The organism is Yersinia sp. 22-579 (assembly GCF_030433455.1).
Taxonomy (GTDB): domain Bacteria; phylum Pseudomonadota; class Gammaproteobacteria; order Enterobacterales; family Enterobacteriaceae; genus Yersinia; species Yersinia enterocolitica.
Map to the genome: position 1 here is coordinate 97,010 of NZ_JAUJTZ010000006.1, position 25,956 is coordinate 122,965.

The following is a 25,956-nucleotide window of genomic DNA, read 5'->3' on the forward strand; positions in this document are numbered from 1 at the left end:
AATGCAGCCGACGAATTTCAATACCCTAATCGACTGGCAGCAATGCAGCGAAGAGCAGCAAAAAGCGCTGTTGAGCCGCCCGGCTATTAATGCTTCTGAGCGAATCACCGCAACAGTCAGTGAAATCCTTGACCGGGTGAAAGCCGAGGGCGACAGCGCCTTGCGTGATTTTAGCCAACGCTTTGATACCGTGCAGGTGGCTGATATTCGCATCAGTAGCGATGAAATAGCCGCTGCTGCCGGGCGCTTAAATGACGACATCAAGCAAGCTATGGCGCAAGCGGTACGTAATATTGAAATCTTCCATAACGCGCAAAAAATGCCAGTGGTGGATGTTGAAACTCAACCGGGCGTGCGTTGCCAGCAAATCACCCGCCCGATTGCTTCCGTCGGCCTGTATATTCCCGGCGGTTCTGCTCCGCTACTGTCTACCGTGTTGATGCTTGGCACCCCAGCGCGCATTGCCGGTTGCCAGCGCGTTATTTTATGTTCTCCTCCGCCTATTGCTGATGAAATTCTGTATGCCGCGCAATTGTGCGGTATTCAGGAAGTGTTCCAAATTGGCGGAGCGCAGGCGATTGCTGCCATGGCATTTGGCAGCGAATCAGTGCCGAAAGTGAATAAAATCTTTGGGCCGGGCAATGCTTACGTCACAGAAGCAAAACGTCAGGTCAGCCAGCGTTTGGACGGTGCCGCAATAGATATGCCAGCGGGCCCATCTGAAGTATTGGTTATCGCTGACAGCGGTGCGACACCGGCGTTTATCGCCTCAGACTTGCTGTCTCAGGCCGAGCACGGCCCAGACTCACAAGTGGTGTTACTGACACCAGATGCCGCGATTGCTCAGGCCGTTGCGGTCGAAGTTGAACAACAACTTCAGCAGTTGTCGCGCGCCGACATTGCCCGTCAGGCACTGGAAAGTAGCCGTTTGATCATCACCAAAGACTTGCAGCAATGTATTGATATCAGTAATCAATACGGGCCAGAGCACTTGATTCTGCAAATACGCCAGCCGGAAGATATTATCGATAAGATTGATAATGCCGGCTCAGTGTTTATGGGTGACTGGTCGCCAGAATCCGCGGGTGACTATGCCTCTGGCACCAATCACGTATTACCGACTTATGGTTACACCTCAACCTATTCCAGCCTGGGACTGGCTGATTTTGTTAAGCGCATGACCGTGCAGCAATTAACCCCGCAAGGCTTGCTGGGTCTGGCATCAACCATTGAAACGCTGGCTCAGGCTGAACAACTGACCGCCCATAAAAACGCCGTTACCCTACGCGTCGCTGCCCTGACAGCCGCCCAAAAGGAGCAAGCATGAGCCAATCTTACAATGTCACTGAGCTGGCCCGCGCCAACGTCCGTGCCCTGACCCCTTATATGTCTGCCCGCCGCCTGGGCGGTAATGGCGATGTATGGCTCAATGCCAATGAATACCCATTAGCGACGGAATATCAACTAACGGCGCAGACCTTCAACCGCTACCCTGAATGCCAACCTAAACTGGTTATCGAGCGTTACTCTGCTTATGCCGGTTTAGCAACGGAGCAAGTCTTGGTCAGCCGAGGGGCTGATGAAGGGATTGAGCTGCTAATCCGCGCCTTCTGCGAGCCGGGTCAGGATGCCATTCTGTTCTGCCCACCGACCTATGGTATGTATGCCGTCAGCGCCGAAACTTTTGGTGTTGAATTGCGCACCGTACAAACGAAAGCGGATTGGCAGTTAGATTTACCGGCGATTAAAGCCAGTCTGGATCGGGTGAAACTTATCTATATTTGCAGCCCGAATAACCCAACCGGTAATTTGATCAACCCGGCTGATTTGCGCGAAGTGCTGGAGTTGGCACAAGGCCGCGCTATTGTGGCTATTGACGAAGCCTATATTGAATTTTGTCCACAAGCTTCGGTGAGCGGTTGGCTAAAAGATTATCCGAATTTAGTCATTTTGCGCACCTTATCGAAAGCCTTTGCATTAGCTGGGTTACGTTGTGGCTTTACCCTGGCGAACAGCGATATCATCCAATTGCTGCTTAAAGTGATTGCGCCATACCCACTATCCACACCGGTGGCGGATATCGCCGCGCAGGCACTCAGCCCGCAGGGCCTGGAGCAAATGCGCCAAAGAGTCAGCGAAGTAACAGCCAATCGTGCATGGCTGCAAAATGCGCTGCAAGAGTGCGCCTGTGTTGAGCAAGTATTTACCAGTGAGAGTAACTATTTACTAGCGCGCTTCACCGCCTCCAGCAGCGTATTCAAAACACTGTGGGATCAGGGCATTATTTTGCGCGATCAGAACAAGCAACCCAGTTTGTCCAATTGCCTGCGTATCACAATAGGTACCCGTCAGGAATGTGAGCGTGTGATTGCCGCCCTTGCTCCTCTGCCTGGCGTTGATAGCCCGAATAACACCAATACCGCCAGCCTCCGTAAGGAAACGATATGAGCCAGAAATTTCTTTTTATTGACAGAGACGGTACCCTGATTGCCGAGCCACCGGAAGACTATCAGGTTGACCGGCTGGATAAACTGGCACTGGAGCCAGATGTAATCCCGGCATTATTAGCGCTGCAAAAAGCGGATTACCGTTTGGTCATGATCACTAATCAGGATGGCTTGGGTACCGCCAGTTTCCCGCAAGAAACCTTTGATCCACCACACAACCTGATGATGCAGATTTTTAGCTCTCAGGGGATCAATTTTGAGCAGGTTTTGATTTGCCCACACTTACCGGCGGACAACTGCGCTTGCCGTAAACCCAAAACCGCCTTAGTTGAAAGCTATTTGGCCGAAGGCGTAATGAATAGTGCCAACAGCTATGTTATCGGCGACCGCGAGACTGACCTACAACTGGCGCAAAATATGGGCATCAGTGGCTTGCGTTATCAGCGCGATGGCTTGAATTGGTCACAAATTGCCAAGCAACTGACCCAGCGTGATCGCCATGCTCACGTTAACCGCGTCACGAAAGAAACTGCCATTGATGTCGATGTCTGGCTGGATCGCGAAGGCGGTAGCAAAATAAAAACCGGCGTCGGTTTCTTCGACCATATGTTGGACCAAATCGCGACTCACGGTGGCTTCCGCATGGATATCCAGGTCAGTGGCGACCTCTATATCGATGATCACCACACCGTAGAAGATACCGCACTGGCCCTAGGCGAGGCGATTAACAATGCCTTGGGTGACAAACGCGGTATTGGCCGTTTTGGTTTTGTACTGCCAATGGATGAATGCCTGGCTCGCTGCGCACTGGATATTTCCGGTCGACCACATTTGGAATACAAAGCGGAGTTTAACTATCAGCGCGTCGGCGACCTGAGCACTGAGATGGTCGAGCATTTCTTCCGCTCCCTCTCCTATGCTATGGCCTGCACCCTGCACCTGAAAACCAAAGGCCGCAACGATCACCACCGGGTAGAAAGTCTGTTTAAAGTGTTTGGCCGTACCTTACGCCAGGCAATCCGTGTTGAGGGTAATACCCTGCCAAGTTCCAAAGGGGTGCTTTGATGAATGTGGTGATTCTGGATACGGGTTGCGCCAACCTCTCCTCTGTCACCTACGCGGTGCAGCGTTTAGGTTATGCACCGGTTATCAGCCGTGACCCGGAAATCGTTCTGCGCGCCGATAAGCTGTTTTTACCCGGTGTGGGCACAGCTCACGCGGCGATGGATCAGTTGAAGCAACGCGATCTTATTGAGCTTATCAAGAGCTGCACTCAACCGGTGCTAGGTATCTGCCTCGGAATGCAATTACTGGCAACCAGCAGTGAAGAGAGCGGCGGTATTGAAACGCTTGGTATTATTGATACGCCGGTAAAACAGATGATGGACTTTGGTTTGCCACTGCCGCATATGGGTTGGAATCAGATTACGCCTCAGGCGGGCAATCATCTGTTCCGTGGTATCCCAGACGGAACTTATTTCTACTTTGTGCACGGATATGCAATGCCAATATGCCCAAATACCATCGCCCAAGCCAATTACGGCGAGCCGTTTACCGCCGCAGTCGAAAAAGACAACTTCTTTGGCGTGCAGTTTCATCCGGAACGCTCCGGAGCGGCTGGAGCCCAATTGCTGAAAAACTTTCTGGAGATGTAAGCACCATGATTATTCCCGCTTTGGATTTGATCGAAGGCAAGGTGGTGCGTTTGCATCAGGGCGATTACGGCCAACAGCGCGATTATGGCAATCACCCTTTGCCGCGCTTGCAGGATTATCAGCAGCAAGGTGCTCAAGTATTACATCTGGTCGATTTGACCGGCGCTAAAGATCCCGCCGCCCGCCAGATCCCGCTATTGCGTGAGCTACTGGCCGGTGTTGATGTCCCGGTGCAAGTTGGCGGTGGCATCCGTAATGAGCAAGATGTTGTCGCACTGCTGGAAGCTGGCGCAACACGTGTTGTCGTTGGCTCAACCGCCGTTAAACAGCCGGAAATGGTGCAACAATGGTTTGAGCGCTACGGTGCTGAAGCCATTGTATTGGCACTGGATGTGCGCATTAATGATGCGGGCCGCAAAGAAGTGGCGATCAGTGGCTGGCAGGAAAACTCCGATACCACACTGGAACAAATTGTCGAACAATATCTGCCTTTCGGCCTAAAGCATGTGCTATGCACGGATATCTCCCGCGATGGCACCTTGAGTGGCTCGAATGTCGAGCTGTATCAGGAAGTGTGCCAGCGCTACCCACAAGTGGCATTCCAGGCCTCTGGCGGCATTGGTTGTCTGGATGATATTGCCCGTTTACGCAGCAGCGGTGTGCAAGGTGTGATTGTCGGCCGTGCACTCTTGGACGGCAAATTTAACGTGAAGGAGGCGATTGCATGCTGGCAAAACGTATAATTCCTTGTCTGGATGTAAAAGACGGCCAAGTGGTTAAAGGCGTCCAGTTCCGCAATCATGAAATAATTGGTGATATCGTGCCGTTGGCACAGCGCTACGCACAGGAAGGTGCTGATGAGCTGGTATTTTACGATATCACTGCCTCCTCTGATGGGCGGGTTGTTGATAAAAGTTGGGTATCACGAGTTGCGGAAGTGATTGATATTCCGTTCTGCGTCGCAGGTGGCATTAAGAGTGTGGAAGATGCCGGTCAAATCCTGACTTTTGGTGCAGACAAAATCTCTATCAACTCACCCGCACTGGCTGATCCTACGTTAATTACCCGCCTGGCCGATCGCTATGGCGTACAATGCATCGTGGTGGGTATTGATACCTGGTATGACGAGGAAAGTGACAGTTATCAAGTTTATCAATTTACCGGCGATGAAAAACGGACCAAAGCCACCACCTGGCAGACTGAAGATTGGATAAAAGAAGTCCAGTTACGCGGAGCCGGTGAGATTGTGCTAAATATGATGAACCAAGATGGCGTGCGTAACGGCTATGATTTGCGCCAATTGAAACAGATGCGCGCCATCTGCCATGTTCCGCTTATCGCCTCTGGCGGTGCCGGAACACCAGAGCACTTCCTGGAAGCATTCCGTGATGCGGATGTCGATGGCGCGCTAGCCGCTTCTGTATTCCATAAGCAAATCATTAATATCGGCGAATTGAAAAAGTATTTGTCTGAACAAGGCGTGGAGATAAGAGTGTGTTAAGCGAACAACAAATTAACCAACTGGATTGGGAAAAAGTCGACAATTTGATGCCAGCCATCGTTCAGCATGCCGTATCTGGCGAAGTTCTGATGATGGGGTACATGAACAAAGAAGCGCTGGCAGTGACAGAAGAAACCGGCAAAGTCACTTTTTTCTCTCGCACTAAACAGCGTTTATGGACCAAAGGCGAAAGCTCTGGCCATTTCCTCAATGTCGTTAATATCTACCCAGACTGCGACAATGATACCCTGCTGATTCTGGTCAATCCTATCGGCCCAACCTGTCATTTAGGCAATAATAGTTGCTTTGCACCGGCTGCCAGCGACTGGGGCTTCTTGTATCAACTAGAACAGTTGTTAGCCTCACGTAAATCAGTAGATCCAGCCAGTTCCTACACCGCAAAACTGTATGCCAGCGGAACTAAACGTATCGCGCAGAAAGTGGGCGAAGAAGGGGTAGAAACTGCCCTCGCCGCGACAGTGAATGACCGCGAAGAGCTAACAAATGAAGCATCAGATCTGATGTATCACTTGCTGGTGTTATTGCAGGATCAGGACTTGGATCTGAGTAAAGTGATAGGTCGCCTGCGCGAACGTCACGAGAAGTAATTACCTGATTACCTTTCTTATCAGCAAAAAAACGCCCTCGACTCAGCATCGAGGGCGTTTTTATTAAGGCAAACTTTTAAAATCAGCGACTGTCTGTTCTTTCTAAGTTTGTCTTAATAGCAAACCTATTCAAGGCGTAGCGAGTAAAGGCAGTCTGGGGACGCCCAGCGCGGAGTGACCCGGAGCGTACACGAAGTACGTGAGGAGTCCGAGCACTGCGCAATCCCAGAATGGCAAAGCGCAGTAGCCGTTAAATGGATTATTCCATCCACTCGGTATGGAACACACCGTCTTTATCAGTACGTTTGTAAGTATGCGCACCAAAATAATCGCGCTGTGCCTGAATCAGGTTGGCTGGCAGCACGGCTGAACGGTAGCTGTCGTAGTAGTTAATCGCCGCAGAGAACGTCGGTGTTGGGATACCGTTTTGAACAGCGTAAGACACCACATCACGTAATGCTTGTTGGTATTCATCAGCGATTTGCTTGAAGTAAGGTGCTAACAGCAGGTTCGCAATATCAGCATTTTCGGCATACGCATCTGTGATTTTTTGCAGGAACTGAGCGCGGATAATGCAACCAGCACGGAAAATCTTAGCGATTTCACCGTAATGCAGATCCCAGTTATTTTCTTCAGAAGCGGCTTTCAACTGAGAGAAACCTTGCGCATAGGACACGATTTTACCCAAGTACAATGCACGACGGATTTTCTCGATAAATTCAGCTTTATCACCCTCGAAAGGTTTCACTGTAGGGCCAGTCAACACTTTAGAGGCCGCAACGCGTTGATCTTTCAGGGAGGACAAGTAACGGGCAAACACAGATTCAGTGATCAGTGTTAATGGCTCGCCTAAGTCCAGAGAACTTTGGCTAGTCCATTTACCGGTACCTTTGTTCGCGGCTTCATCCAAAATAACGTCAACCAGATATTTACCGGCTTCGTCTTTTTTGGTGAAGATATCTTTAGTGATATCAATTAGGTAGCTATTCAGCTCGCCTTTATTCCACTCAGCAAAGGTGCTTGCCAGCTCTTCGTTGCTCAAGCCCAAAGACTGTTTCAACAGAGAATACGCTTCTGCGATCAACTGCATGTCGCCGTATTCGATGCCGTTGTGAACCATTTTAACGTAATGGCCAGCACCATCTGCACCGATATAAGCAACACAAGCATCGCCATCATCAGCGCGGGCAGCAATTTTTTCAAGAATGGGGGCAACCAGCTCGTAGGCTTCTTTCTGCCCACCAGGCATGATGGATGGGCCTTTCAATGCACCCTCTTCGCCACCGGAAACACCAGTACCGATAAAGTTGAAGCCTTGCGCAGAAAGTTCGCGGTTGCGGCGAATGGTGTCTTTGTAATAAGTATTACCACCATCAATCAGAATGTCACCTTTATCAAGGTGTGGCGTTAGTGAAGCGATGGTCTTATCAGTAGCTTCACCCGCTTTCACCATCAGCAGGATACGACGCGGCTTTTCCAGTGAATCAACAAATTCTTCCACGGTATAGCTCGGCACCAGATTTTTACCTGGATTTTCGGCAACGACTTCGTCAGTTTTGTCTGATGAACGGTTAAAAATAGAAACGGAATAACCACGGCTTTCGATGTTGAGCGCCAGGTTACGGCCCATCACCGCCATACCGACAACGCCAATCTGTTGTTTGGACATTAAAAAACTCCTGTCTGAGAGATGACACCTGTTACCGGCCTTGAGGCCAACAGGTTTTTGATGTGGGAAACATGTTAACTCAGGATTATGTCAGCTGGGTAGTGATTGGTGCGATAGATAGCACAACTGACCAGTTGCTGTTCGCACACGTTTGCTTTATCAGAGATAACAGCCGACCTGATTTATTTATCGTGTCAATTTATACAAAAAAAAAGCAACCACATGGATTGCTTTTCATTTATCTAACCATTGGTTACGACATAAATTCTTTCAGCCAGGTTTTAAACTCTGCACCTTGCTGCGGATGGCGCAGGCCATAAGCGACATATGCCTGCATATAACCGAGTTTCTCACCACAGTTATAGGATTGCCCGGTCAAGGCTACAGCTTCCACTGGCGCTTTCTCCGTCAATGCATCAATGGCGTCAGTCAATTGAATTCGGCCCCAGGCACCTGGCTTGGTTTGTTCCAACAGTGGCCAAATATCAGCAGACAGAACATAGCGCCCAACGGCAGACAGGTTTGACTGTAGGTCAACTGGGCTTTGTGGTTTCTCGACCATGGCTTTGATACGGCTACTTTCACCCGGTGCCAAATCGGATTTTTCGCAGGAAATCACTGAGTAGTTAGATAATGCCTCTGGCTCAACCGAGTGAACTAATACCTGACTGATACCGGTTTCATCAAAGCGTTTAACCAATTGAGCCAAATTATCTTTAGTCAGATCTGATTTGGCATCATCAATCAATACATCCGGCAACAACACCGCAAATGGCTCATTACCCACCAGCGGTTTGGCGCATAGCACAGCATGGCCCAATCCTTCAGCATGGCCCTGGCGAATATGCATAATAGTCACACCCGGAGGGCAGATAGATTGCACTTCATCCAATAGCTGGCGCTTAACTCGCGCCTCCAACATGGCTTCCAGTTCATAAGAAGTGTCGAAATGGTTTTCTACCGCATTCTTGGATGAGTGGGTTATCAAAATGATTTCTTTGATGCCAGCAGCAACACATTCGTTAACCACATATTGGATTAATGGTTTATCAACAATTGGCAGCATTTCTTTCGGAATGGCTTTCGTCGCTGGCAGCATTCTCATGCCTAAACCTGCCACTGGAATGACTGCTTTCAATTTGGTCATAATTAACCTACTGATTATATAAAGCGAAATAAAAATCTATTCATATCCCGTCGATGACAACAGAATTAGTCAATTTGCTGTTTCAGCCAAGCTGTAAAATTTTCACCTTCAGTATTATGACGAACACCATAAGTCACAAAGGCTTTCATATAGCCTAATTTATCGCCGCAATCATGAGATTTACCCGTCATATGGAAAGCTTCAACCGGCTCTTGCTCCATTAACATCGCGATAGCATCAGTTAGTTGAATTTCATCACCAGCACCGCGCGGAGTTTTCTTCAGCAACGGCCAAATATCTTTAGACAAAACGTAGCGCCCAACCACAGCAAGATTAGACGGCGCGTCCGCCACAGAAGGCTTCTCTACCACCGCAGTCATAAGAGTACTTTCACCCGGCGCTAAATCGACATGGCCGCAATCAGCAATACCGTATTTAGAAACATCTGCTTGAGGTACCGGTTCCACCATGATCTGGCTACGCCCGGTTTCCTCAAAACGTTTGATCATGCTGGCAAGGTTCTCTTTCGACAAATCAGCCGTTGAATCATCGAGTAACACATCTGGCAGCAATACAATAAAAGGATTATCACCCACCATCGGTTGAGCACACAGTACCGCATGCCCTAGCCCTTTGGCATGACCTTGACGCACTTGCATGATAGTGACATCTGGTGGGCAAATACTCTTAATCTCTTTTAATAACTGCCGCTTAACCCGAGATTCCAAGGCCGCTTCAAGTTCAAATGAAGTATCAAAATGGTTTTCTATTGCGTTCTTCGAAGAGTGGCTCACCAGTACGATCTCTTTGACCCCGGCAGCAACACATTCATTAACAATATATTGAATCAGGGGCTTATCGACTACTGGCAGCATTTCTTTCGGAATCGCCTTGGTCGCTGGCAACATGCGGGTGCCAAGCCCGGCAACAGGAATGACTGCTTTCAATTTCTTATCCATCTACCATACCTTTTCTGGGGTAGTCACTGAGCAGGGCTTCAAATATCTACAAATACCAACTCACAGTACCAATAGTGTAGACTGTAATTCAAATCACAGAATCCCTATATTTATATATTATTTCAATGTATTACGTTGATTGAAGTTCAATAGTCTGACTCCGAAACATTGACGTTCTCGTCATTTATTATATTCCACCTTAACACTTTGTTAAATTAACCTTACGCAATTTGCTTACTAATAAAACTTTTTTAAGAATAAACTGAATCAATGCATTAAACAGAAATACCCTCCTACATAATTGATTACTTTTCATCCCACTCTGATGAGAATTGCACTTCATTTCATTGCCAGTTGTCTAACGAAAGTTCATCGTTTTTAGTTATTGCAGGGCTGGATATTGAATTTTACGCTCTCAGCGCCCATTATTCGCTTTAGTGGCATAAGCCGTAGAAATAAAAGGTGAAGTTAGATATATGGAATGGATCGCAGATCCTACTATTTGGGCGGGGCTGGCAACGCTGGTTGTGCTCGAAATTGTGTTAGGTATTGATAACCTAATATTTATTGCCATTTTGGCGGAGAAGCTGCCACGTCATCTACGAGATAAGGCCAGAGTTACGGGGTTGCTATGCGCACTCGTGATGCGTCTGGTGTTATTGGCAAGTATCTCATGGTTGGCAACACTCACCGCGCCATTAGTCACGATCTCTAACCATCCGTTCAGTGCGCGTGACTTAATCATGTTGATCGGCGGGGTATTCCTGCTCTTCAAAGCCACTATGGAGCTTAATGAGCGACTTGAAGGCAAGGATCACCAACAAAATCAGCAACGTAAAGGCGCGCGATTCTGGCCGGTTGTCGCACAGATTGTGGTGTTGGATGCTATTTTCTCTCTCGACTCGGTGATTACCGCCGTTGGCATGGTCGATCACCTCGCTGTAATGATGGCGGCTGTTTGTATTGCTATCGGTCTGATGCTGTTAGCCAGTAAATCATTAACTCGCTTTGTAAACGCACACCCCACGATTGTCATTCTGTGCTTGAGTTTCTTACTGATGATCGGCTTTAGTTTAGTGGCTGAAGGCTTTGGCTACCGTATTCCGAAAGGTTATCTATATGCTGCGATTGGTTTCTCAGTAATTATTGAGTCGCTGAATCAGTTTGCACAATTCAACCGCCGCCGCTTCTTGTCGACCGTCCGCCCATTACGGGAGAGGACAGCAGAAGCAGTGCTGCGCATGCTCAGTGGCAAACACGAAGAAGCTGAATTGGATAACCATACCGCCAGTTTAATTGCTGATAATACCAGTGTGGGCCAAGAGGTCTTCAACGAGCAAGAGCGCCGGATGATTGAGCGAGTATTGGGGCTGGCGCAACGGACAGTCAGCAGCATCATGACTTCTCGCCATGATGTAGAGTATCTCGATTTGAATGATCCGCCCGAGAAACTGACTCAGTTACTGACGAAAAATCTGCATACCCGAATTGTGGTTACTGAAGATAGTTCAACAGATGAGCCTCTGGGTGTCATTCACGTCATTGATTTATTGAAGCAGCAATTAGCGAACGAAAAACTCGATTTGCGGGCCCTGATTCGTCAGCCATTAATCTTCCCAGAACAGGTTTCACTGTTGATGGCCTTGGAGCAATTCCGTCAGGCGCAAACCCATTTTGCCTTTGTGGTGGATGAATTTGGTTCTATTGAAGGAGTCGTGACCCTGACTGATGTGATGGAAACTATCGCAGGTAACCTGCCTGTAGCAGGTGAAGAACTAGATGCCCGTCATGACATTCAGCAAACTGATGATGGCTGTTGGGTAGCGAATGGCTATATGCCGTTGGAAGATTTGGTGCTCTATCTGCCACTGCCGATTGATGATAAACGTGAATATCATACATTAGCCGGATTGTTGATGGAGTATACCCAGCGGATACCTAAAGTCGGTGAACAGCTGAAAATTGGTGACTATCTGTTTGAGCCAATTGAAGTGAGCAGCCACCGTATCTTAAAAGTTAAGATAACGCCGCTGAAGGTGCCAGACCCTGATTATGAGGTGTAATGCACTGACAGTATAAAATATCAAGCGGAGTGAATGATGAAGAGTAGAGCCGGGTCGCTTATTGAATTGCCACCCGGCTTTTTTATTGCTGTCAGAGATTATAAATGCACAGGAACCAGGATTTCCGTGGCAACAATGACCACTACCAACCCAACCAGCACCGGTACTGAGGTTCGTTTTACCACTTCAAAAGGTGAAATTTTTGCCATGCCTGCCACAGCAACCACCACGCCCGACACCGGGGATAGTGTGCGGCCCAGATTTGAAGCTTGTAGCATTGGGATCACCAGATAGGCTGGATTAATCCCCATTTGCGCAGCAAGTTTCGGAATCAATTCAACAAACGCATAGAATGGGGCGTTACCTGAGCCCGTCGTCATGGCTGCCAGCATGGTGATAGTGACTAATACCAACATCATAATAATGCCGCCGGTACCAAATGATTGCGCTAATCCAATCAAGCCGCTGATAAAACCAACAGTACTCAATCCCTGCGCAAATACCCCAGCGGCAACTAACAGCATCACCACAGTGGCAAATGCATCTGCCATCCCTCGGTAAGCCACTTCGAGCCCGGTAAATACCGTCTTCGCATTGAAGCTACGCAAGAACTCAATCACTGCGGCAATAAGCATACAGATAACCAATACCGTGATGATGTGTAGTTCTGGTCCCCATTTACCGTCAAAGATCAGCACACCGATAATGGGTGTAAAGGGCAAAATAGCGTAAAAACTCGGGGCATTAGTTGTAATGTCATTAACATCCATCATTTCATGCTTTTCCTGGCTTTTATTATCCAGATAGCGCTGCCAGAAAAAGTGTGCGATGGCCATGCAGACAATCGCAGCAATGGAGATCGGTAATGTGGTTTTAAAGGCAAAATCGACCAGTGGCATTTCAGAGGCTTTTGCTGCTAACACGACATCGCCAGAAGTTGGTGCCAGAATGATAGCCGCAGGTGATGCACAGATTGCAGCCGCAGCCCCCCGACTGATGCCAACGTTAACCATCACTGGGAACAATGTCGCCATCAACAATACGCCTAACCCAGTTGCCGATGACACAGCCAAAGACATCAAACAAGCCACAATATAAGCGGCAACCATCAATAAATAGGGTGAGTTGATCATTTGCAGTGGTTTGGATGCAATCTTGACCACCACATCATTCGCGCCAATGTGGGTCATATAGGCAGCAAAACCACATAACATCATGATCATCATGCCAAGATCGCCACCACGGCTCATCAGCAAGATTTTGACGTACTCGACAATATCCGTCGCCCGCCAACCTGTTGATGTTGCACTGGCAGGTAAGACGTTTTTGCCCATCAGGGCGCTGATAATTAATAGCAGTAAACCGCCGACCATCAGTACGCCGGTGGCTGAGTAGCCTTTAATAATATAACGGCCGACACCGATGGCCACTACAACCCCAATCAAAAGATCTAACATATACCCTCTCTCGCCGAATACCATTTGTCGCTAAATACCCTTTGCTTTCGGCACAACATCGCAAGCAGCGGCATGCCGATGACTTTAGGTATCAGTCATTATTATTGTTAAAACGCAGAAATCGCTCTGCACTCTGCCCAAAGTCCACCGGCGAGTTTATGACATCTATCAATAATTCACAGAGATTTTAGAAACAAATATTAGTTTGTGAGCAGGAGAGAGGATTTTATATTTAGACAGGCGATATTGGCGAACAATTCAACAACAGGAAAATAACAAAGAGAAACTATCACCCCCTATAGCCTTATTACTATCGGGGGTGATGCGGAATTAAAGCTTATCAATAAGCTTTTTAAGATCCTGACGAGCCCGATTATCCTCATTACGTAAGGACCAGTCGCGCAGTGCTTCTTTAGCGCGCTGTTGTAATTCATTCCGCAACAGCTGCTCAACATTCAATTGATAGCTCAGTTGAGTCCAGGAGCCATAGATACGTAATGGAATATTGGTGTTTTGTAAAAACTTAACCAAGCGATCTTCCCCACTCCAGCCCTGCATCACTCGCACCGACAAATTCATATCACATTGCTGTGCCGGTAAGTTGAGCTCTCCTTTACCATTAATCGCAATTAATTCAGAATCGGCACTGAGGTTACTGATATTCATCTTCCCTCTGTTCAGGGCCAGATTCGCTTGCAGTTGTTTAACCGCTGTATAACGTTCATAGCGGTCTTGGCCTTTAACATCGTTGGAACTACGCGTGACTGCTTGCTGAATAAGTTGCTGAATGTTCAGCCCCTCTAACCTCGCATTATTCATACTGAACTGCGCGTTACCTTTCCAGCGATGGTTGAATGCATCCACATCAAGGCCATCACCCGACAGTTGTGCTTTCATGGAGAATTTACCGGTCATCGTCTGTGGTAAACCCACAGCTACCAATACCGGGCCTAATTCCATATGATTTATCACTGGGTTAATAGCGGCAAGCACCTTCTTACCGGTCACATCCAGCGAACCCGGTAGCGAAAAATCACCGCCCAATGCATTGCCAGTCAAACGGCTAATCTGGACATCACCTTGCTGGTTTGATGCCTGTAGATTGAGGTGTGAGACTTTTATTGCGCGATAAACCAAATTATTCGCGGTGAGTGTAACTTGCGCGGTAAAATCACGTAATGCTTGTAAGTCCTGCCCGACATCATCATCAGCTTGAATAGCAATTACCGGTGCGGTCACCGTCGCCGCTTTGGCGGTGTCTTCAGTGCTGACGGTATTTTGGGGTTTCCAACCGAAGATAGCATCCAGGTTGAGATTATCAGCCGCCAGATTAATAACATATTCAGGAATTGGGCCAAAAGTCGCTTTGGCACTCCCGGTCAACTGGTTATTATTTGCCGTGAAACTGAGTTCATTGAGCAGCAATTGCTGGATATCGTGTTGATAACTGGCTTGTAATAACCCCTCTCCGCTCACGCCACCAACAGGAATATCCGCCCCTTCCAATTTATAGCTGAACTGGCTGATATTCGCGCCGAACTGCTGCGGATAATGACTCATATCTACATCAGCAACCATAGAGAAAGTGACATCTCGCTGATTACGATTAATACGGCTGGCAAGCGTGACATGTATTTGGCGCTGAGCATCTTGCTGAAGTTCAAGATTAATATCGCGAACATTCACTTGATCATTATCTGTCCGTTGCCAAATAAGCAGACTGTCGGCAACCTGAACTTTATTGATATCAAGCTTCCAGGCGCGTTGCTCATCAACCGGCGCATTACCCGTCGGCGCAACCGGCGCTCCAGGTTGCTGTTGTGCTTCGCTGTCAGGGGTTAAGCGAATAACAGCGCCTTTTAGCATCACCTGTTTAACATCCAGTTGATGCGACAACAGTGGCCAAAGCTTAACATCAAGGCGCATATTTTCGGCACTAACTACAGGTGTAGCAGCACCGGGAGCGGTTAAGGCCATTCGGCCGGCGATAATGCTCAGTTGCGGCCAAACATGCCAACGCAAATCACCTTCCAGTTGCAGGTGATAACCACTTTTTCTTTCGACCTGTTTGACCATGTAAGCACGGAAGTCATTAGGATTTACTAGCAATACCAATGCGCTCATCCCAGCTATCAATACCACCAGCAGGATAATTAACGTCGTTAGTAATCGTCTCATGACATCCTCTTGTCTAATCAGGCTAAAACGTCCAAACAGGCTAAAGTATCAGCAAGAAAAATGGCTAGTCTTTATCAATACGACTGGCTACAGCACCTTGTTGACCACGATACTTGGCATCCTGACGACTATTATAAGGGCGAGCTGCCGGGCCAGAAAGTGGCTCAAAACTCAGCGCGCCAATCAGCATGCCTGGGCGCAGTGCCAACGGCAACTTACCTGAATTATAGAACTCCAGTACAATTCTGCCTTGCCAACCGGGATCGATTCGGTGGGCAGTCACATGCACCATCAAACCAAGACGGGCCAATGAAGAACGGCCATCAAGCCAGCCAACCAAATCATCGGGGATAGTCACCGACTCAAGGGTTACTGCCAGCGCCAACTCACCGGGATGCAGGAAGAACGCCTCCCCTTCCGGTAAATTGATCTCTTCACTCATCACCCGCTCCAGCGCTGCGCTGACTTCATCTTTCGGGCCACTTAAATCGATAAATGCAGCCGTGTGACCATTGAAGACACGGAATTGATTCCCTAAGCGGACATCGACTGTGGCACCATTAATACGTTCTACTGGCGGGCGAGGATCTATCCCCAGTTTACCGCTATCCAGCCAGGCTTCTATGTCACGATCGCACAGTCTCATTGCTAAAATCTCCATCAAAATTCGTATGTTACAGCTCACATTTTATGAAAGCTGCCATATTAAGAAGCAAAGGTCCAGACGAACATCACTCAAAGAACTGGCTAATTTTTGCTTTAAGGATATCGATCGCAATGCGGTTCTTACCGCCGCGTGGGACGATAATGTCAGCATATTGCTTAGAAGGCTCGATAAATTGCAGGAACATTGGGCGCACAGTTTTCTGGTATTGAGCCATCACCGAATCCATTGAACGGCCACGCTCATTGACATCACGCTTCATTCGGCGCATCAAACAGATGTCCAGCGGTGTATCGACAAAGATCGAGAAGTTCATCTCCTGACGCAGACGAATATCAGTCAACAATAAGATCCCTTCCAAAATAATCACTTTTTTCGGTTCTAAATGGACGGTTTCTTTTTTACGTGTGTGCTCGGTGTAACTGTATAGCGGCAATTCAATCGGCTTGCCCGCTTTCAGCGATTGCAGATGTTCGAGCAATAAATTGTGATCCATGGCGCTGGGATGGTCATAGTTAGTTTTGACCCGCTCTTCCATTGATAGGTGACTCTGGTCTTTGTAATAACCATCCTCAGGGATGACGCCAATATGTTGGTCACCTACCTGTTCACGCAATTCACGATACAGCGTACTAGCGATAAGACTTTTCCCGGAGGCTGAGGCACCCGCTATCCCGATAATGACGCACTGGTGTGCTTTGTCAGTCATAAAATTAAAGACCTGATTACGAAGTGTGAAGGGAGACAAAGCACACAAGGTGCTTTGAGCGCGCCAATTATAAGGAGTTAACGGGTTTGATGCCAGTATAATACCCTGCGTCTTTGACGCCGCAGGGGTGTTAGCGGCACTCACTCACCCGAATCACTGACCTGTGTCAGCTCATCGGGACTCATTCGTTTGCTGCCTACCTGCAACGCCAATGACTTTGGGTTATATCCTCTGCGTTTGACGCCGCAGAGTGGTATAGGGTTTATTACACCGCGCGGAATGATATTTCCGTCGGAATTGCTTCACCCTGCCAATACATCTCTGCCGCAACGTTGGAGGCTAGTTGACGATAGATATCAGCAAATTCACTGTCAGGATGGCTAACTACCGTTGGCTCGCCGCGATCGAGGTCTTCGCGTAGTGAAATATGCAACGGAATTTGCCCCAGCAGTTTGCAATGATATTTCTGAGCCAGTTTTTCTGCCCCGCCGGTACCAAAAATAGGCTCCAGATGGCCGCAATTACTGCAAATATGCATGCTCATATTTTCAATAATGCCCAATACTGGCACGTGCACCTTCTCAAACATCACGATGCCTTTCATGGCATCAATCAAGGCAATATCCTGTGGCGTGGTCACCACCAACGCACCAGTGACCGGAATATTCTGTGACAGTGTCAATTGGATATCACCGGTACCCGGCGGCATATCGATGACCAGATAATCCAAATCCGGCCATAAGGTGTCTTGCAACATCTGCATTAAGGCCTTGCTGGCCATCGGGCCGCGCCACACCATGGCATTCTCGTCGGTGACCAAATAGCCAATCGAGTTGGTGGCGATACCGTGGGCCATGATCGGTGCCATATGCTTACCATCAGGGGAGGTTGGCCGCTGATTTGTGGTGCCCAGCATGTTTGGAATGGAAGGACCATAGATATCAGCATCCAGAATACCAACTTTTGCGCCTTCTTCAGCCAAGGCCAGTGCCAGGTTCACGGCGGTGCTGGATTTCCCCCCCCCCCCTTTACCGGAGCTGACCGCCACAATATTACGCACCCCTTTGACTCCGGGTTGATCATTGGCGCGTTTCAATGTGGTGATATTATGAGACAGCTTCCAGTCAATGGCCTTGGCACCCGTCACTGCCAGCAATTCTCCGCTGACGGATTCTTTTAATAGGTCAAAACCGAACTGCCAGGCAAAAGGCATCACCAGCTCGATATGTAGCACATTGTCCAATAAGGCACAGTGATGAATAGCTCGCAGCTCAGTCAGGCTTTTTTGCAAAGTTGGGTGTGTAAAGGCAGCAAGAACCTTTGAAATTTGTGATTGCAGCAGGTCAGGGGTGGTCTGCTCGGGGGATTTTGGGCTCATCCCGGCTCCTTGAATTTATCGTTATTAACCAACAGAACTTATCGTTATTAGACAATAATAGTGTACCAGAACTCCGTCACACCTGTGTGAGCCTAATAAAGAGAAAACGGGCTCAGCCCACATAACCGAATTGTTAATAACCAAATATGCTGAAAACAGTCTAAAACAACATTGTTATGACTTAAGGCCATTCGCAGGCCGCCTTACCCTAGCGACAAGCCAGTATATCGGTTAACATCAAAGACCCTTTAATCGACATAAAGAAAGCAATTTCCCACTATGGCTCAAGTCGCGAAAAAAATATTGGTGACGTGCGCGCTACCATACGCTAACGGTTCTATTCATCTCGGTCACATGCTCGAGCACATCCAGGCAGACATCTGGGTCCGTTTCCAGCGAATGCGCGGCAACCAGGTTCATTTTATCTGTGCAGATGATGCCCACGGCACCCCAATAATGCTGAAAGCTCAGCAACTGGGTATCGAACCGGAGCAGATGATTGCCGAGATGAGCCAGGAGCACCAACAAGATTTCGCCGGTTTTGCTATCAGTTATGATAACTATCACTCTACCCACAGTGATGAAAACCGTGAACTGTCGAGCCTGATATACAGCCGCCTAAAAGCGAATGGCTATATCAAGAATCGGACTATTTCTCAGCTCTATGATCCTGAGAAAGGGATGTTCCTGCCCGATCGTTTTGTCAAAGGCACTTGTCCCAAATGTAAATCACCGGATCAATATGGCGATAACTGTGAAGTTTGTGGCGCTACCTACAGCCCGACTGAACTTATCGATCCAAAATCTGCGGTTTCTGGCGCGACGCCGGTCATGCGCGAATCTGAGCACTTCTTCTTCGATTTACCTGCGTTTAGCGATATGTTGCAAGCCTGGACACGTTCCGGCGCACTGCAAGAGCAAGTTGCGAATAAAATGCAGGAATGGTTTGAATCGGGCCTGCAACAGTGGGATATCTCCCGTGATGCCCCTTACTTTGGTTTCGAAATACCGGATGCGCCAGGTAAATATTTCTACGTCTGGCTTGATGCCCCTATCGGCTATATGGGCGCATTCAAAAACCTGTGCGATAAGCGTGGCGATTTAGATTTTGATGAGTTCTGGCGTAAAGATTCTGAAGCCGATCTGTATCATTTCATTGGTAAGGACATTGTTTACTTCCATAGTCTGTTCTGGCCAGCGATGTTGGAAGGCAGTAACTTCCGTAAGCCAACCAACCTATTCGTTCATGGTTATGTCACGGTAAACGGCGCAAAAATGTCGAAATCTCGAGGCACATTCATTAAAGCGGGCACTTACCTGAAACATCTGGATGCCGATTGTCTGCGTTATTACTACGCCGCCAAGCTGTCCTCTCGCATCGATGATATTGATTTGAATCTGGAAGATTTCGTCCAGCGCGTCAATGCCGATATCGTCAACAAAGTGGTTAATCTGGCCTCGCGTAATGCAGGTTTTATCAATAAGCGTTTTGCTGGCAAGTTAGCCGATCACCTTGCTGACCCTGCGTTATATAAAACCTTCACCGATGCAGCAACCAGTATTGCCGATGCGTATAGCAGCCGTGAATCAAGCAAAGCAATTCGTGAAATTATGGCTCTGGCCGATATCGCTAACCGCTATGTTGATGAACAGGCACCTTGGGTAGTGGCAAAAGAAGAAGGCCGTGATGCCGACTTGCAAGCTATTTGCTCTATGGGTATCAACCTGTTCCGAGTGCTGATGACTTATCTCAAGCCGGTACTGCCCGCACTGACTGAACGCACTGAAGCTTTCCTCAATACTGAATTAACTTGGGATAGCATCGAACAACCCCTGTTAGGTCATCAGATTAATACCTTTAAAGCACTGTTTAACCGCATTGATGTGGATAAGGTGAACGAAATGGTTGCTTCTTCTAAAGAAGATATGGCGGCAACTGTCGCGGTAACCGGCCCATTAGCCGATGACCCAATTCAGGAAACCATCAGTTTTGATGACTTTGCTAAAGTTGATATGCGCATCGCGCTGATTCAACAAGCAGATTTTGTCGAAGGCTCAGATAAACTATTAAAACTGAAATTGGATCTCGGCGGTGAAACCCGTCAGGTCTTCTCTGGTATCCGCTCAGCTTACCCTGATCCTAAAGTATTGGAAGGTCGACTCACTGTCATGGTGGCAAATCTGGCTCCGCGCAAAATGCGCTTCGGTATTTCTGAAGGCATGGTGATGGCTGCTGGCCCTGGCGGTAAGGACATCTTCCTGCTCAGCCCTGACAATGGTGCTCAGCCAGGTATGCAAGTGAAGTAATCATGCTCTAACACGTAAAAAGCCGGTCATAAGGTAATCTGACCGGCTTTTTATTACCTATTAATGAACTAAAAAAGATTTTTACTCACTTTTAGCTATAGGTTGCCTCTCTCGTTGCCAAGTCTCCAACCAAAACAGCATATTAATAAATAAACTTAATGAGAAGATCAGGAATAAAATATTATCCAGCAAGGAAATTTTAATGAGGGCATTAATAATAATATTCTTATGATGCTTTACTTCCACGAAACCTGACGAAAAAAACCAGAACACACCGACAGAACCCACTATATTTAATACCACAACCGGCCAATGCCATTTAGCCAGTAGAAAGAAAATCCACGACAGCATCATCAGAGAGATAATGGCATCATCAAATTCGAAAAACAGAAAGAAGCTTATGTATAATAAGCCAAAAAAAACCAGCGTCAACCCAAATGGGTACTCATTAGGTAAGGCTGAAGCCAGTTGTTTTCTACGTTCACATGTCGGTGGTTTTATGTCATAAATATTCATAGCAATAAAATAGAGCAAAAATAAACCCGATAAACATAATGCTAATAAGCTGTGCGAAAAATAAAAAACGAATGGAAGAAGGTGAAACATTAATAAATATGGGCTTAACCTTTGGCTAGCCAAGCGGTATGAACAAGGTAGCAACAGCACCAATGAAAGTACCGCTAGAAAAGATGAAACAGAAAAATCCAGAATCTCATCAATCAAGTCTGGAAATAAAATAGTGACAAGAAAGATAATTGTTATTAGTACCAGCACGTAGCGGAAAAATAAAAACAGACATTCACTACGAGACATATAACGACATATGAGATTATTAATGCAATAACTCAAATTCAGCTGTGCTATATCAGCGCTATCCTTTCTTGATTTATATAGGCTGCTAATTTTAACCATGGTGACTTTAATCCTTTAAATATCATTAAACTTAAAATGGTGATAATTCATTTTTGTTATGGTAGTTAACCTCTATTATTTTATTCTTATGACTCAACCCTATTTAGAATATCAGGACTGAGTAAGCAGCGGAATAAAATATTATCGCTAATATTTGTCTCAGAAAATATAAGGTTATAAAGTTCCTCCGAAACAAAACCACTAAGAGCAAAAGGTTATTAGCTTTATTTGCACTCATTATACTCACCTTCCCCCGGCACTTTGCTGCTTATTTAAGCTGTCCAAACTAAAAGATATAACGCGATCCAAAAATTCATAACAAAGTTAATTCCTTATCAAAATAGTTATGGTTATGATGCTACACAGAGACAGATAGACGTCTAGACACAAAGATAGCCATAACAATGAATGATAGCACCGTACACATTGCATAACTTATCAACACCATGACGGAGTTCCGGATGAAAAAAATTGCTTCCCCATTACTGGCCCTAAGCCTGTTGACGGCACTGCCAGTATTCGCTGCGGACACCGCCACGGTAGCCCCTATTCCTGATGCCATTGCCAAGCATCAAGGGCAAATTAAAATTGCGGTGATCCGTAATTTAGGTTCCGATGACAACACCACTCAATTCCTATCAGGTGTATTGAAAGAAGGCAAAAAACTGGGTTTCAAAGTCGATACTTTCTTAAGTAATGGCGATGATGCGCGTTTTCAGGACTTTGTTAATCAGGCTATCAGCCAGAAATACGACGGGATTATTCTTTCCCAGGGCCGAGACCCCTACTCGACTGAACTGGTAAAACGCATTGCAGCGAACGGCATTGCCGTGTCTGTATTTGATACTGCCATTCAGGGTGATATCCCCGGTCTGACTGTCACTCAGCAAGATGATGCTTCACTGACTAATGAATCCTTCGGTCAGTTGGTCAAAGACTTCAACGGCAAAGCGAATATTATCAAACTCTGGGTAGCCGGATTCCCACCGATGGAGCGTCGCCAGGCCGCTTATCAAGCACTGCTGAAACAAAATCCGGGCATTACCGAACTCGAATCTATTGGTGCTGTTTCATCCGATGTTCAAGGCGATACCGCGAATAAAGTGGGGGCCGTCTTGGCGAAATACCCGAAAGGGAAAATAGATGCAATTTGGGGAACCTGGGATGCCTTTACTCAAGGTGCTTATAAAGCCTTGCAAGAAAACGGCCGTACCGAGATCAAATTGTACAGCATTGATATCTCGAATCAGGATTTGCAGTTGATGCGCGAAGCGAATAGCCCTTGGAAAGTCAGCGTTGCCGTCGATCCTAAACTTATTGGTGCCGTTAACTTACGCCTGGTCGCTAAGAAAATTGCCGGTGAAGAGACCCCTGCCAGTTATGAATTCCGCGCAGCCTCTATTCCACAAGCACTGCTGGCGAGCCAACCTGGCCCAGTTAACGTTTCCGGTTTGAGTAAAATCATCCCAGGCTGGGGTCAGTCAGATGATTTCAACTCACCTTGGTTTGCTACCCTTGCAGCCAAAAATGGTCAGTAATGTGTCATTAAAGACCCATGTGAAAAATTGATTTGGAGTGAAATAAATGGCAGCGCAAGGAGTCTTGCCAACACCTGAATACAGCCGCAATATGCGGCTGATTGGTCATAGTGATCAGGGTGGAAAACCCGATGGCGTGCAGGTGATGGTGCATCGTGGTTTCGCTTATGTCGGCCATATGGTGTCCCAGGGCGTTTCGATTATTGATGTACGAGACGCAAAAAACCCACGTCCGGCTGGTTTTATCGCCGCGCCACCCAATACGTGGAATGTACACTTACAAGCTCATGATGACCTGCTACTGGTCATTAATGCCCGTGACTTGTTTGCTGACGCTAGTTTTGCCGAAGAGAAAGTGTATTACACCCGCTCGGTAGCCCAAACGGTCAGTACCCGGCAAGAAGGCCGTAGTTGGAGTGCCGGTTTACGTATTTTTGATATTTCGATACCGGACAAGCCCCGCGAGATAAGTTTCCTGCCACTTGATGGCATAGGTATCCACCGTATCTGGTATGTCGGTGGGCGCTGGGCCTATGTTTCTGCACTGCTCGACGGCTACAGTGATTATATTTTTCTAATCATTGATTTGGCTGATCCGCAAAAACCACAGGTTGCCGGGCGTTATGCGTTACCCGGTATGCATACCGCTGCGGGTGAACAAGCCAGCTGGCCTGAAGGTAAGCGCTATGCATTGCACCATGCCATTATCAGCGGTGATACAGCTTACGGCAGTTGGCGTGATGGTGGCCTGACACTATTAGATGTTAGCGACCGCACTGAGCCAAAACTGATCAGCCACCGTAACTGGAGCCCACCGTTTGGTGGCGGGACTCATACTGCGCTTCCCCTGCCAGATCGCGACTTACTGGTGGTGCTGGATGAAGCAGTACTGGATAACCAAGAGGATGGCGAGAAACATATTTGGGTATTTGATATTCGTGAGCCGAGCAATCCAGTGAGTATCTCAACCTTCCCCGTGCCTGATGAGCGAGATTATGTAAAAAAAGGCGCACATTTTGGCCCACATAATCTGCATGAAAACCGGCCTGGCAGTTTTATCAGTTCATCGCTGATTTTTGCCACTTATCAGAATGCGGGGGTTCGGGCCTATGACATCAGCAATCCCTATCAGCCGAAAGAAACTGGTGCTCTGGTGCCCGCTGCACCGGAAAAAATGATGGATAGACGACCTGGCCGCCCACAAGTGATTCAATCATGTGATGTGTTTGTTGATGCTCAAGGGATTATCTACAGCACTGATTATAATGGCGGGCTATCTATCATCGAATATTTAGGTTAATAGTCTATAAATGGCAGGTCGATTCAGGTCGATCTGCTATTTGCAAAAAAATTTCCTCCCTCCCCTCTCTTTCGTTCCTGCAATAGTCTACTGTAATTGGCTGAGTCGCGTCGTAATGCTGTGCGTGTCATTCTTTTTATTGGCAATAATCCGCATAGAAACAACTTATTACCCATAATTAAAAATAAGAAAATACCATGAAAGGATTTCCATCGCGTGTCACTAACCTGCTGATTGCCTCGTTGGTGTTGACCATTGGCCGAGCGGTAACGCTGCCGTTTATCACTATCTATTTGGCCGAACATTTTCAGCTAGCGCCAGACAAGGTTGGGCTGGTCTTGGGAGCAAGTTTGACCTTGGGGATTTTCACCAGTCTATATGGCGGTTATCTGGTGGATAAATTCAATAAAAAGCGCTTGATTTTGCTGGCAATCACCCTGTTCTCTGCCACTTTTTTCACCTTGCCGTGGATTGAACATCCGGCGTGGATTATCCTGATTTTGGCATTGCTGCATTCGGCATACTCAGTTTATAGCATCGCTATTAAAGCCTGTTTTGCCGACTGGTTGCCCGTCAATGAGCGCATCAAAGCCTTCTCGGCCAACTACACACTGGTCAATGTTGGCTGGGCGGTTGGGCCAGGATTGGGTGTTTTGGTCGTCAGTATGGGGCCGCAAGTCCCCTTTATCATTTCGGGCATACTGGCGTTGTTGGTTGCCATCACACTGAAATTTAGAATCGACAGTACAGATATGTCGGTCACGGAGCATACGCAGACTGAATCTGTACCAGATTTCCGCCAAACGTTTCGTATTTTGCGCCATGACAAACGGCTGATCTATTTCACCGTCGGCAGCATGCTCAGTGCCATTGTCTTTGGTCAGTTCTCCGGCTATTTATCTCAATACCTGATTACTGTTTCTGATGCCAAATTTGCCTATCAGGTGATTGGCGCGGTGATGACGGTCAATGCGGCCATTGTCATTACCTTGCAATACCTATTAAGTCGCCGTATGAATCAACAGAACTTAATGCGCTGGCTAATGCTAGGGACGCTGTTCTTTATTATTGGTTTGTTCGGATTTATGGCCGCGCAACAGTCAATCCCCGTGTGGATGCTAGCGATGGCGATTTTCTCATTGGGTGAGATTATTGTTATCCCGGTCGAATATCTGTTTATCGATTTTATTGCACCCGCGAATCTCAAAGGCAGTTACTATGGCGTACAGAACCTCGGTCAATTAGGTGGCGCTGCGAATCCGGTACTCTGCGGTTTTCTGTTAGCCTATGCCGCACCGGAGATGATGTTCTACATGTTGATTGTGGCGGCTATTTTGGGGCTGGTATTTTTCTATCGTGGCTACCAATTAGCCAAATCGCCAGCCCAGCAACCCTCTCAGTTGCAAGACGAGTCGTAATTGGCATAATTCCATAAAAATTATTCATAGTGTGATACCTGGCACA

Annotated in this window: 21 protein-coding genes; 12 read left to right on the forward strand and 9 right to left on the reverse strand. The window is 47.4% G+C overall.

Going from position 1 to position 25,956, the window contains the following annotated elements; genetic code table 11:
• Window position 1 precedes the first annotated feature (1 nt).
• The 7 genes from hisD to hisIE are packed head-to-tail and all read left to right on the forward strand — an operon-like array spanning window position 2 to window position 6,211.
• Window positions 2-1,327: a histidinol dehydrogenase gene (hisD, locus tag QSV56_RS08995; protein ID WP_019082771.1), complete on the forward strand. Its 1,326-nt coding sequence runs from the start codon at window positions 2-4 to the stop codon at window positions 1,325-1,327.
• Window positions 1,324-2,448 (forward strand): histidinol-phosphate transaminase, encoded by a 1,125-nt coding sequence (hisC, locus tag QSV56_RS09000; RefSeq protein ID WP_221876675.1) that lies wholly within the window; start codon window positions 1,324-1,326, stop codon window positions 2,446-2,448. Before hisD ends, hisC begins: the two co-directional genes overlap by 4 nt.
• The gene (hisB, locus tag QSV56_RS09005; protein WP_019081011.1) at window positions 2,445-3,512 is read left to right on the forward strand and encodes a bifunctional histidinol-phosphatase/imidazoleglycerol-phosphate dehydratase HisB; all 1,068 of its coding nucleotides are present in this window, start codon (window positions 2,445-2,447) and stop codon (window positions 3,510-3,512) included. Before hisC ends, hisB begins: the two co-directional genes overlap by 4 nt.
• Window positions 3,512-4,102, forward strand: a complete 591-nt coding sequence (gene hisH, locus QSV56_RS09010; RefSeq protein ID WP_005157770.1) for an imidazole glycerol phosphate synthase subunit HisH — start codon at window positions 3,512-3,514, stop codon at window positions 4,100-4,102. Before hisB ends, hisH begins: the two co-directional genes overlap by 1 nt.
• Window positions 4,103-4,107: 5 nt before the next feature.
• Window positions 4,108-4,845 carry a 1-(5-phosphoribosyl)-5-[(5-phosphoribosylamino)methylideneamino]imidazole-4-carboxamide isomerase gene (hisA, locus tag QSV56_RS09015; protein ID WP_050122611.1) on the forward strand — a complete coding sequence of 246 codons (738 nt, stop codon included), beginning with the start codon at window positions 4,108-4,110 and terminating at the stop codon, window positions 4,843-4,845.
• Window positions 4,827-5,603, forward strand: a complete 777-nt coding sequence (gene hisF / locus QSV56_RS09020) for an imidazole glycerol phosphate synthase subunit HisF (RefSeq protein ID WP_046051258.1) — start codon at window positions 4,827-4,829, stop codon at window positions 5,601-5,603. The genes hisA and hisF overlap by 19 nt, the downstream gene beginning before the upstream one ends.
• Window positions 5,597-6,211, forward strand: coding sequence for a bifunctional phosphoribosyl-AMP cyclohydrolase/phosphoribosyl-ATP diphosphatase HisIE (hisIE, locus tag QSV56_RS09025; protein WP_301212037.1), 615 nt, complete (start codon window positions 5,597-5,599; stop codon window positions 6,209-6,211). Before hisF ends, hisIE begins: the two co-directional genes overlap by 7 nt.
• A 259-nt stretch (window positions 6,212-6,470) precedes the next feature.
• Here the strand turns inward: hisIE and gndA are convergent, their stop codons facing one another.
• The 3 genes from gndA to galU (QSV56_RS09040) all read right to left on the reverse strand — a co-directional run bounded on the left by gndA (window position 6,471) and on the right by galU (QSV56_RS09040) (window position 9,986).
• Complete coding sequence (gene gndA / locus QSV56_RS09030; RefSeq protein WP_019081015.1) at window positions 6,471-7,880, reverse strand: NADP-dependent phosphogluconate dehydrogenase; 1,410 nt, start codon at window positions 7,878-7,880, stop codon at window positions 6,471-6,473.
• Window positions 7,881-8,133: 253 nt separating this feature from the next.
• The gene (galU, locus tag QSV56_RS09035; protein WP_050131461.1) at window positions 8,134-9,027 is read right to left on the reverse strand and encodes a UTP--glucose-1-phosphate uridylyltransferase GalU; all 894 of its coding nucleotides are present in this window, start codon (window positions 9,025-9,027) and stop codon (window positions 8,134-8,136) included.
• Between the two features lie 65 nt (window positions 9,028-9,092).
• Window positions 9,093-9,986 carry a UTP--glucose-1-phosphate uridylyltransferase GalU gene (gene galU, locus QSV56_RS09040; RefSeq protein ID WP_005168324.1) on the reverse strand — a complete coding sequence of 298 codons (894 nt, stop codon included), beginning with the start codon at window positions 9,984-9,986 and terminating at the stop codon, window positions 9,093-9,095.
• 476 nt (window positions 9,987-10,462) lie between these two features.
• Here galU (QSV56_RS09040) and QSV56_RS09045 point away from each other — a divergent pair, with 476 nt between their 5' ends.
• A complete protein-coding gene (locus QSV56_RS09045) occupies window positions 10,463-12,049 on the forward strand; it encodes a TerC family protein (RefSeq protein ID WP_046695253.1) in 1,587 nt (528 codons plus the stop codon).
• 98 nt (window positions 12,050-12,147) lie between these two features.
• Here QSV56_RS09045 and dcuC read toward each other — a convergent pair whose 3' ends face one another.
• The 5 genes from dcuC to apbC form a co-directional block, all read right to left on the reverse strand.
• Window positions 12,148-13,506, reverse strand: a complete 1,359-nt coding sequence (gene dcuC, locus QSV56_RS09050; protein WP_005162366.1) for an anaerobic C4-dicarboxylate transporter DcuC — start codon at window positions 13,504-13,506, stop codon at window positions 12,148-12,150.
• Window positions 13,507-13,836: 330 nt separating this feature from the next.
• Window positions 13,837-15,684, reverse strand: coding sequence for an outer membrane assembly protein AsmA (gene asmA, locus QSV56_RS09055; RefSeq protein ID WP_050870237.1), 1,848 nt, complete (start codon window positions 15,682-15,684; stop codon window positions 13,837-13,839).
• A 64-nt stretch (window positions 15,685-15,748) separates the two neighbouring features.
• Window positions 15,749-16,330 (reverse strand): dCTP deaminase, encoded by a 582-nt coding sequence (dcd, locus tag QSV56_RS09060; RefSeq protein WP_005162354.1) that lies wholly within the window; start codon window positions 16,328-16,330, stop codon window positions 15,749-15,751.
• A gap of 85 nt (window positions 16,331-16,415) precedes the next feature.
• Window positions 16,416-17,057, reverse strand: a complete 642-nt coding sequence (udk, locus tag QSV56_RS09065; RefSeq protein WP_005162352.1) for a uridine kinase — start codon at window positions 17,055-17,057, stop codon at window positions 16,416-16,418.
• Window positions 17,058-17,322: 265 nt separating this feature from the next.
• Complete coding sequence (gene apbC, locus QSV56_RS09070; protein ID WP_301212042.1) at window positions 17,323-18,435, reverse strand: iron-sulfur cluster carrier protein ApbC; 1,113 nt, start codon at window positions 18,433-18,435, stop codon at window positions 17,323-17,325.
• 279 nt (window positions 18,436-18,714) lie between these two features.
• Here apbC and metG point away from each other — a divergent pair, with 279 nt between their 5' ends.
• Entirely contained in the window at window positions 18,715-20,742 is a 2,028-nt protein-coding gene (gene metG, locus QSV56_RS09075) for a methionine--tRNA ligase (protein WP_019081021.1), read from the forward strand.
• An 81-nt stretch (window positions 20,743-20,823) separates the two neighbouring features.
• Here metG and QSV56_RS09080 read toward each other — a convergent pair whose 3' ends face one another.
• Window positions 20,824-21,654 (reverse strand): hypothetical protein, encoded by an 831-nt coding sequence (locus tag QSV56_RS09080; protein ID WP_072082923.1) that lies wholly within the window; start codon window positions 21,652-21,654, stop codon window positions 20,824-20,826.
• Window positions 21,655-22,115: 461 nt separating this feature from the next.
• On the opposite strand from QSV56_RS09080, the gene QSV56_RS09085 reads away from it, so the two are divergent.
• The 3 genes from QSV56_RS09085 to QSV56_RS09095 all read left to right on the forward strand — a co-directional run bounded on the left by QSV56_RS09085 (window position 22,116) and on the right by QSV56_RS09095 (window position 25,910).
• Complete coding sequence (locus QSV56_RS09085; RefSeq protein ID WP_019082760.1) at window positions 22,116-23,192, forward strand: sugar ABC transporter substrate-binding protein; 1,077 nt, start codon at window positions 22,116-22,118, stop codon at window positions 23,190-23,192.
• A gap of 46 nt (window positions 23,193-23,238) precedes the next feature.
• Window positions 23,239-24,492 (forward strand): LVIVD repeat-containing protein, encoded by a 1,254-nt coding sequence (locus QSV56_RS09090; RefSeq protein WP_046695256.1) that lies wholly within the window; start codon window positions 23,239-23,241, stop codon window positions 24,490-24,492.
• A gap of 197 nt (window positions 24,493-24,689) precedes the next feature.
• Window positions 24,690-25,910 (forward strand): MFS transporter, encoded by a 1,221-nt coding sequence (locus tag QSV56_RS09095; protein WP_046051263.1) that lies wholly within the window; start codon window positions 24,690-24,692, stop codon window positions 25,908-25,910.
• Window positions 25,911-25,956: the final 46 nt, after the last annotated feature.

What these genes read in the sequence shown, in the direction of transcription:
- hisD (WP_019082771.1), top strand. Translation starts at nt 2, where the DNA reads ATGCAGCCGACGAATTTCAATACCCTAATCGACTGGCAGCAATGCAGC.
- dcuC (WP_005162366.1), bottom strand. Translation starts at nt 13,506, where the DNA reads ATGTTAGATCTTTTGATTGGGGTTGTAGTGGCCATCGGTGTCGGCCGT.
- dcd (WP_005162354.1), bottom strand. Translation starts at nt 16,330, where the DNA reads ATGAGACTGTGCGATCGTGACATAGAAGCCTGGCTGGATAGCGGTAAA.
- QSV56_RS09095 (WP_046051263.1), top strand. Translation starts at nt 24,690, where the DNA reads ATGAAAGGATTTCCATCGCGTGTCACTAACCTGCTGATTGCCTCGTTG.
- hisH (WP_005157770.1), top strand. Translation starts at nt 3,512, where the DNA reads ATGAATGTGGTGATTCTGGATACGGGTTGCGCCAACCTCTCCTCTGTC.
- galU (WP_050131461.1), bottom strand. Translation starts at nt 9,027, where the DNA reads ATGACCAAATTGAAAGCAGTCATTCCAGTGGCAGGTTTAGGCATGAGA.
- QSV56_RS09080 (WP_072082923.1), bottom strand. Translation starts at nt 21,654, where the DNA reads ATGGTTAAAATTAGCAGCCTATATAAATCAAGAAAGGATAGCGCTGAT.
- QSV56_RS09045 (WP_046695253.1), top strand. Translation starts at nt 10,463, where the DNA reads ATGGAATGGATCGCAGATCCTACTATTTGGGCGGGGCTGGCAACGCTG.
- apbC (WP_301212042.1), bottom strand. Translation starts at nt 18,435, where the DNA reads ATGAGCCCAAAATCCCCCGAGCAGACCACCCCTGACCTGCTGCAATCA.
- gndA (WP_019081015.1), bottom strand. Translation starts at nt 7,880, where the DNA reads ATGTCCAAACAACAGATTGGCGTTGTCGGTATGGCGGTGATGGGCCGT.
- hisB (WP_019081011.1), top strand. Translation starts at nt 2,445, where the DNA reads ATGAGCCAGAAATTTCTTTTTATTGACAGAGACGGTACCCTGATTGCC.
- hisF (WP_046051258.1), top strand. Translation starts at nt 4,827, where the DNA reads ATGCTGGCAAAACGTATAATTCCTTGTCTGGATGTAAAAGACGGCCAA.
- QSV56_RS09085 (WP_019082760.1), top strand. Translation starts at nt 22,116, where the DNA reads ATGAAAAAAATTGCTTCCCCATTACTGGCCCTAAGCCTGTTGACGGCA.
- metG (WP_019081021.1), top strand. Translation starts at nt 18,715, where the DNA reads ATGGCTCAAGTCGCGAAAAAAATATTGGTGACGTGCGCGCTACCATAC.
- asmA (WP_050870237.1), bottom strand. Translation starts at nt 15,684, where the DNA reads ATGAGACGATTACTAACGACGTTAATTATCCTGCTGGTGGTATTGATA.
- hisC (WP_221876675.1), top strand. Translation starts at nt 1,324, where the DNA reads ATGAGCCAATCTTACAATGTCACTGAGCTGGCCCGCGCCAACGTCCGT.
- QSV56_RS09090 (WP_046695256.1), top strand. Translation starts at nt 23,239, where the DNA reads ATGGCAGCGCAAGGAGTCTTGCCAACACCTGAATACAGCCGCAATATG.
- galU (WP_005168324.1), bottom strand. Translation starts at nt 9,986, where the DNA reads ATGGATAAGAAATTGAAAGCAGTCATTCCTGTTGCCGGGCTTGGCACC.
- udk (WP_005162352.1), bottom strand. Translation starts at nt 17,057, where the DNA reads ATGACTGACAAAGCACACCAGTGCGTCATTATCGGGATAGCGGGTGCC.
- hisA (WP_050122611.1), top strand. Translation starts at nt 4,108, where the DNA reads ATGATTATTCCCGCTTTGGATTTGATCGAAGGCAAGGTGGTGCGTTTG.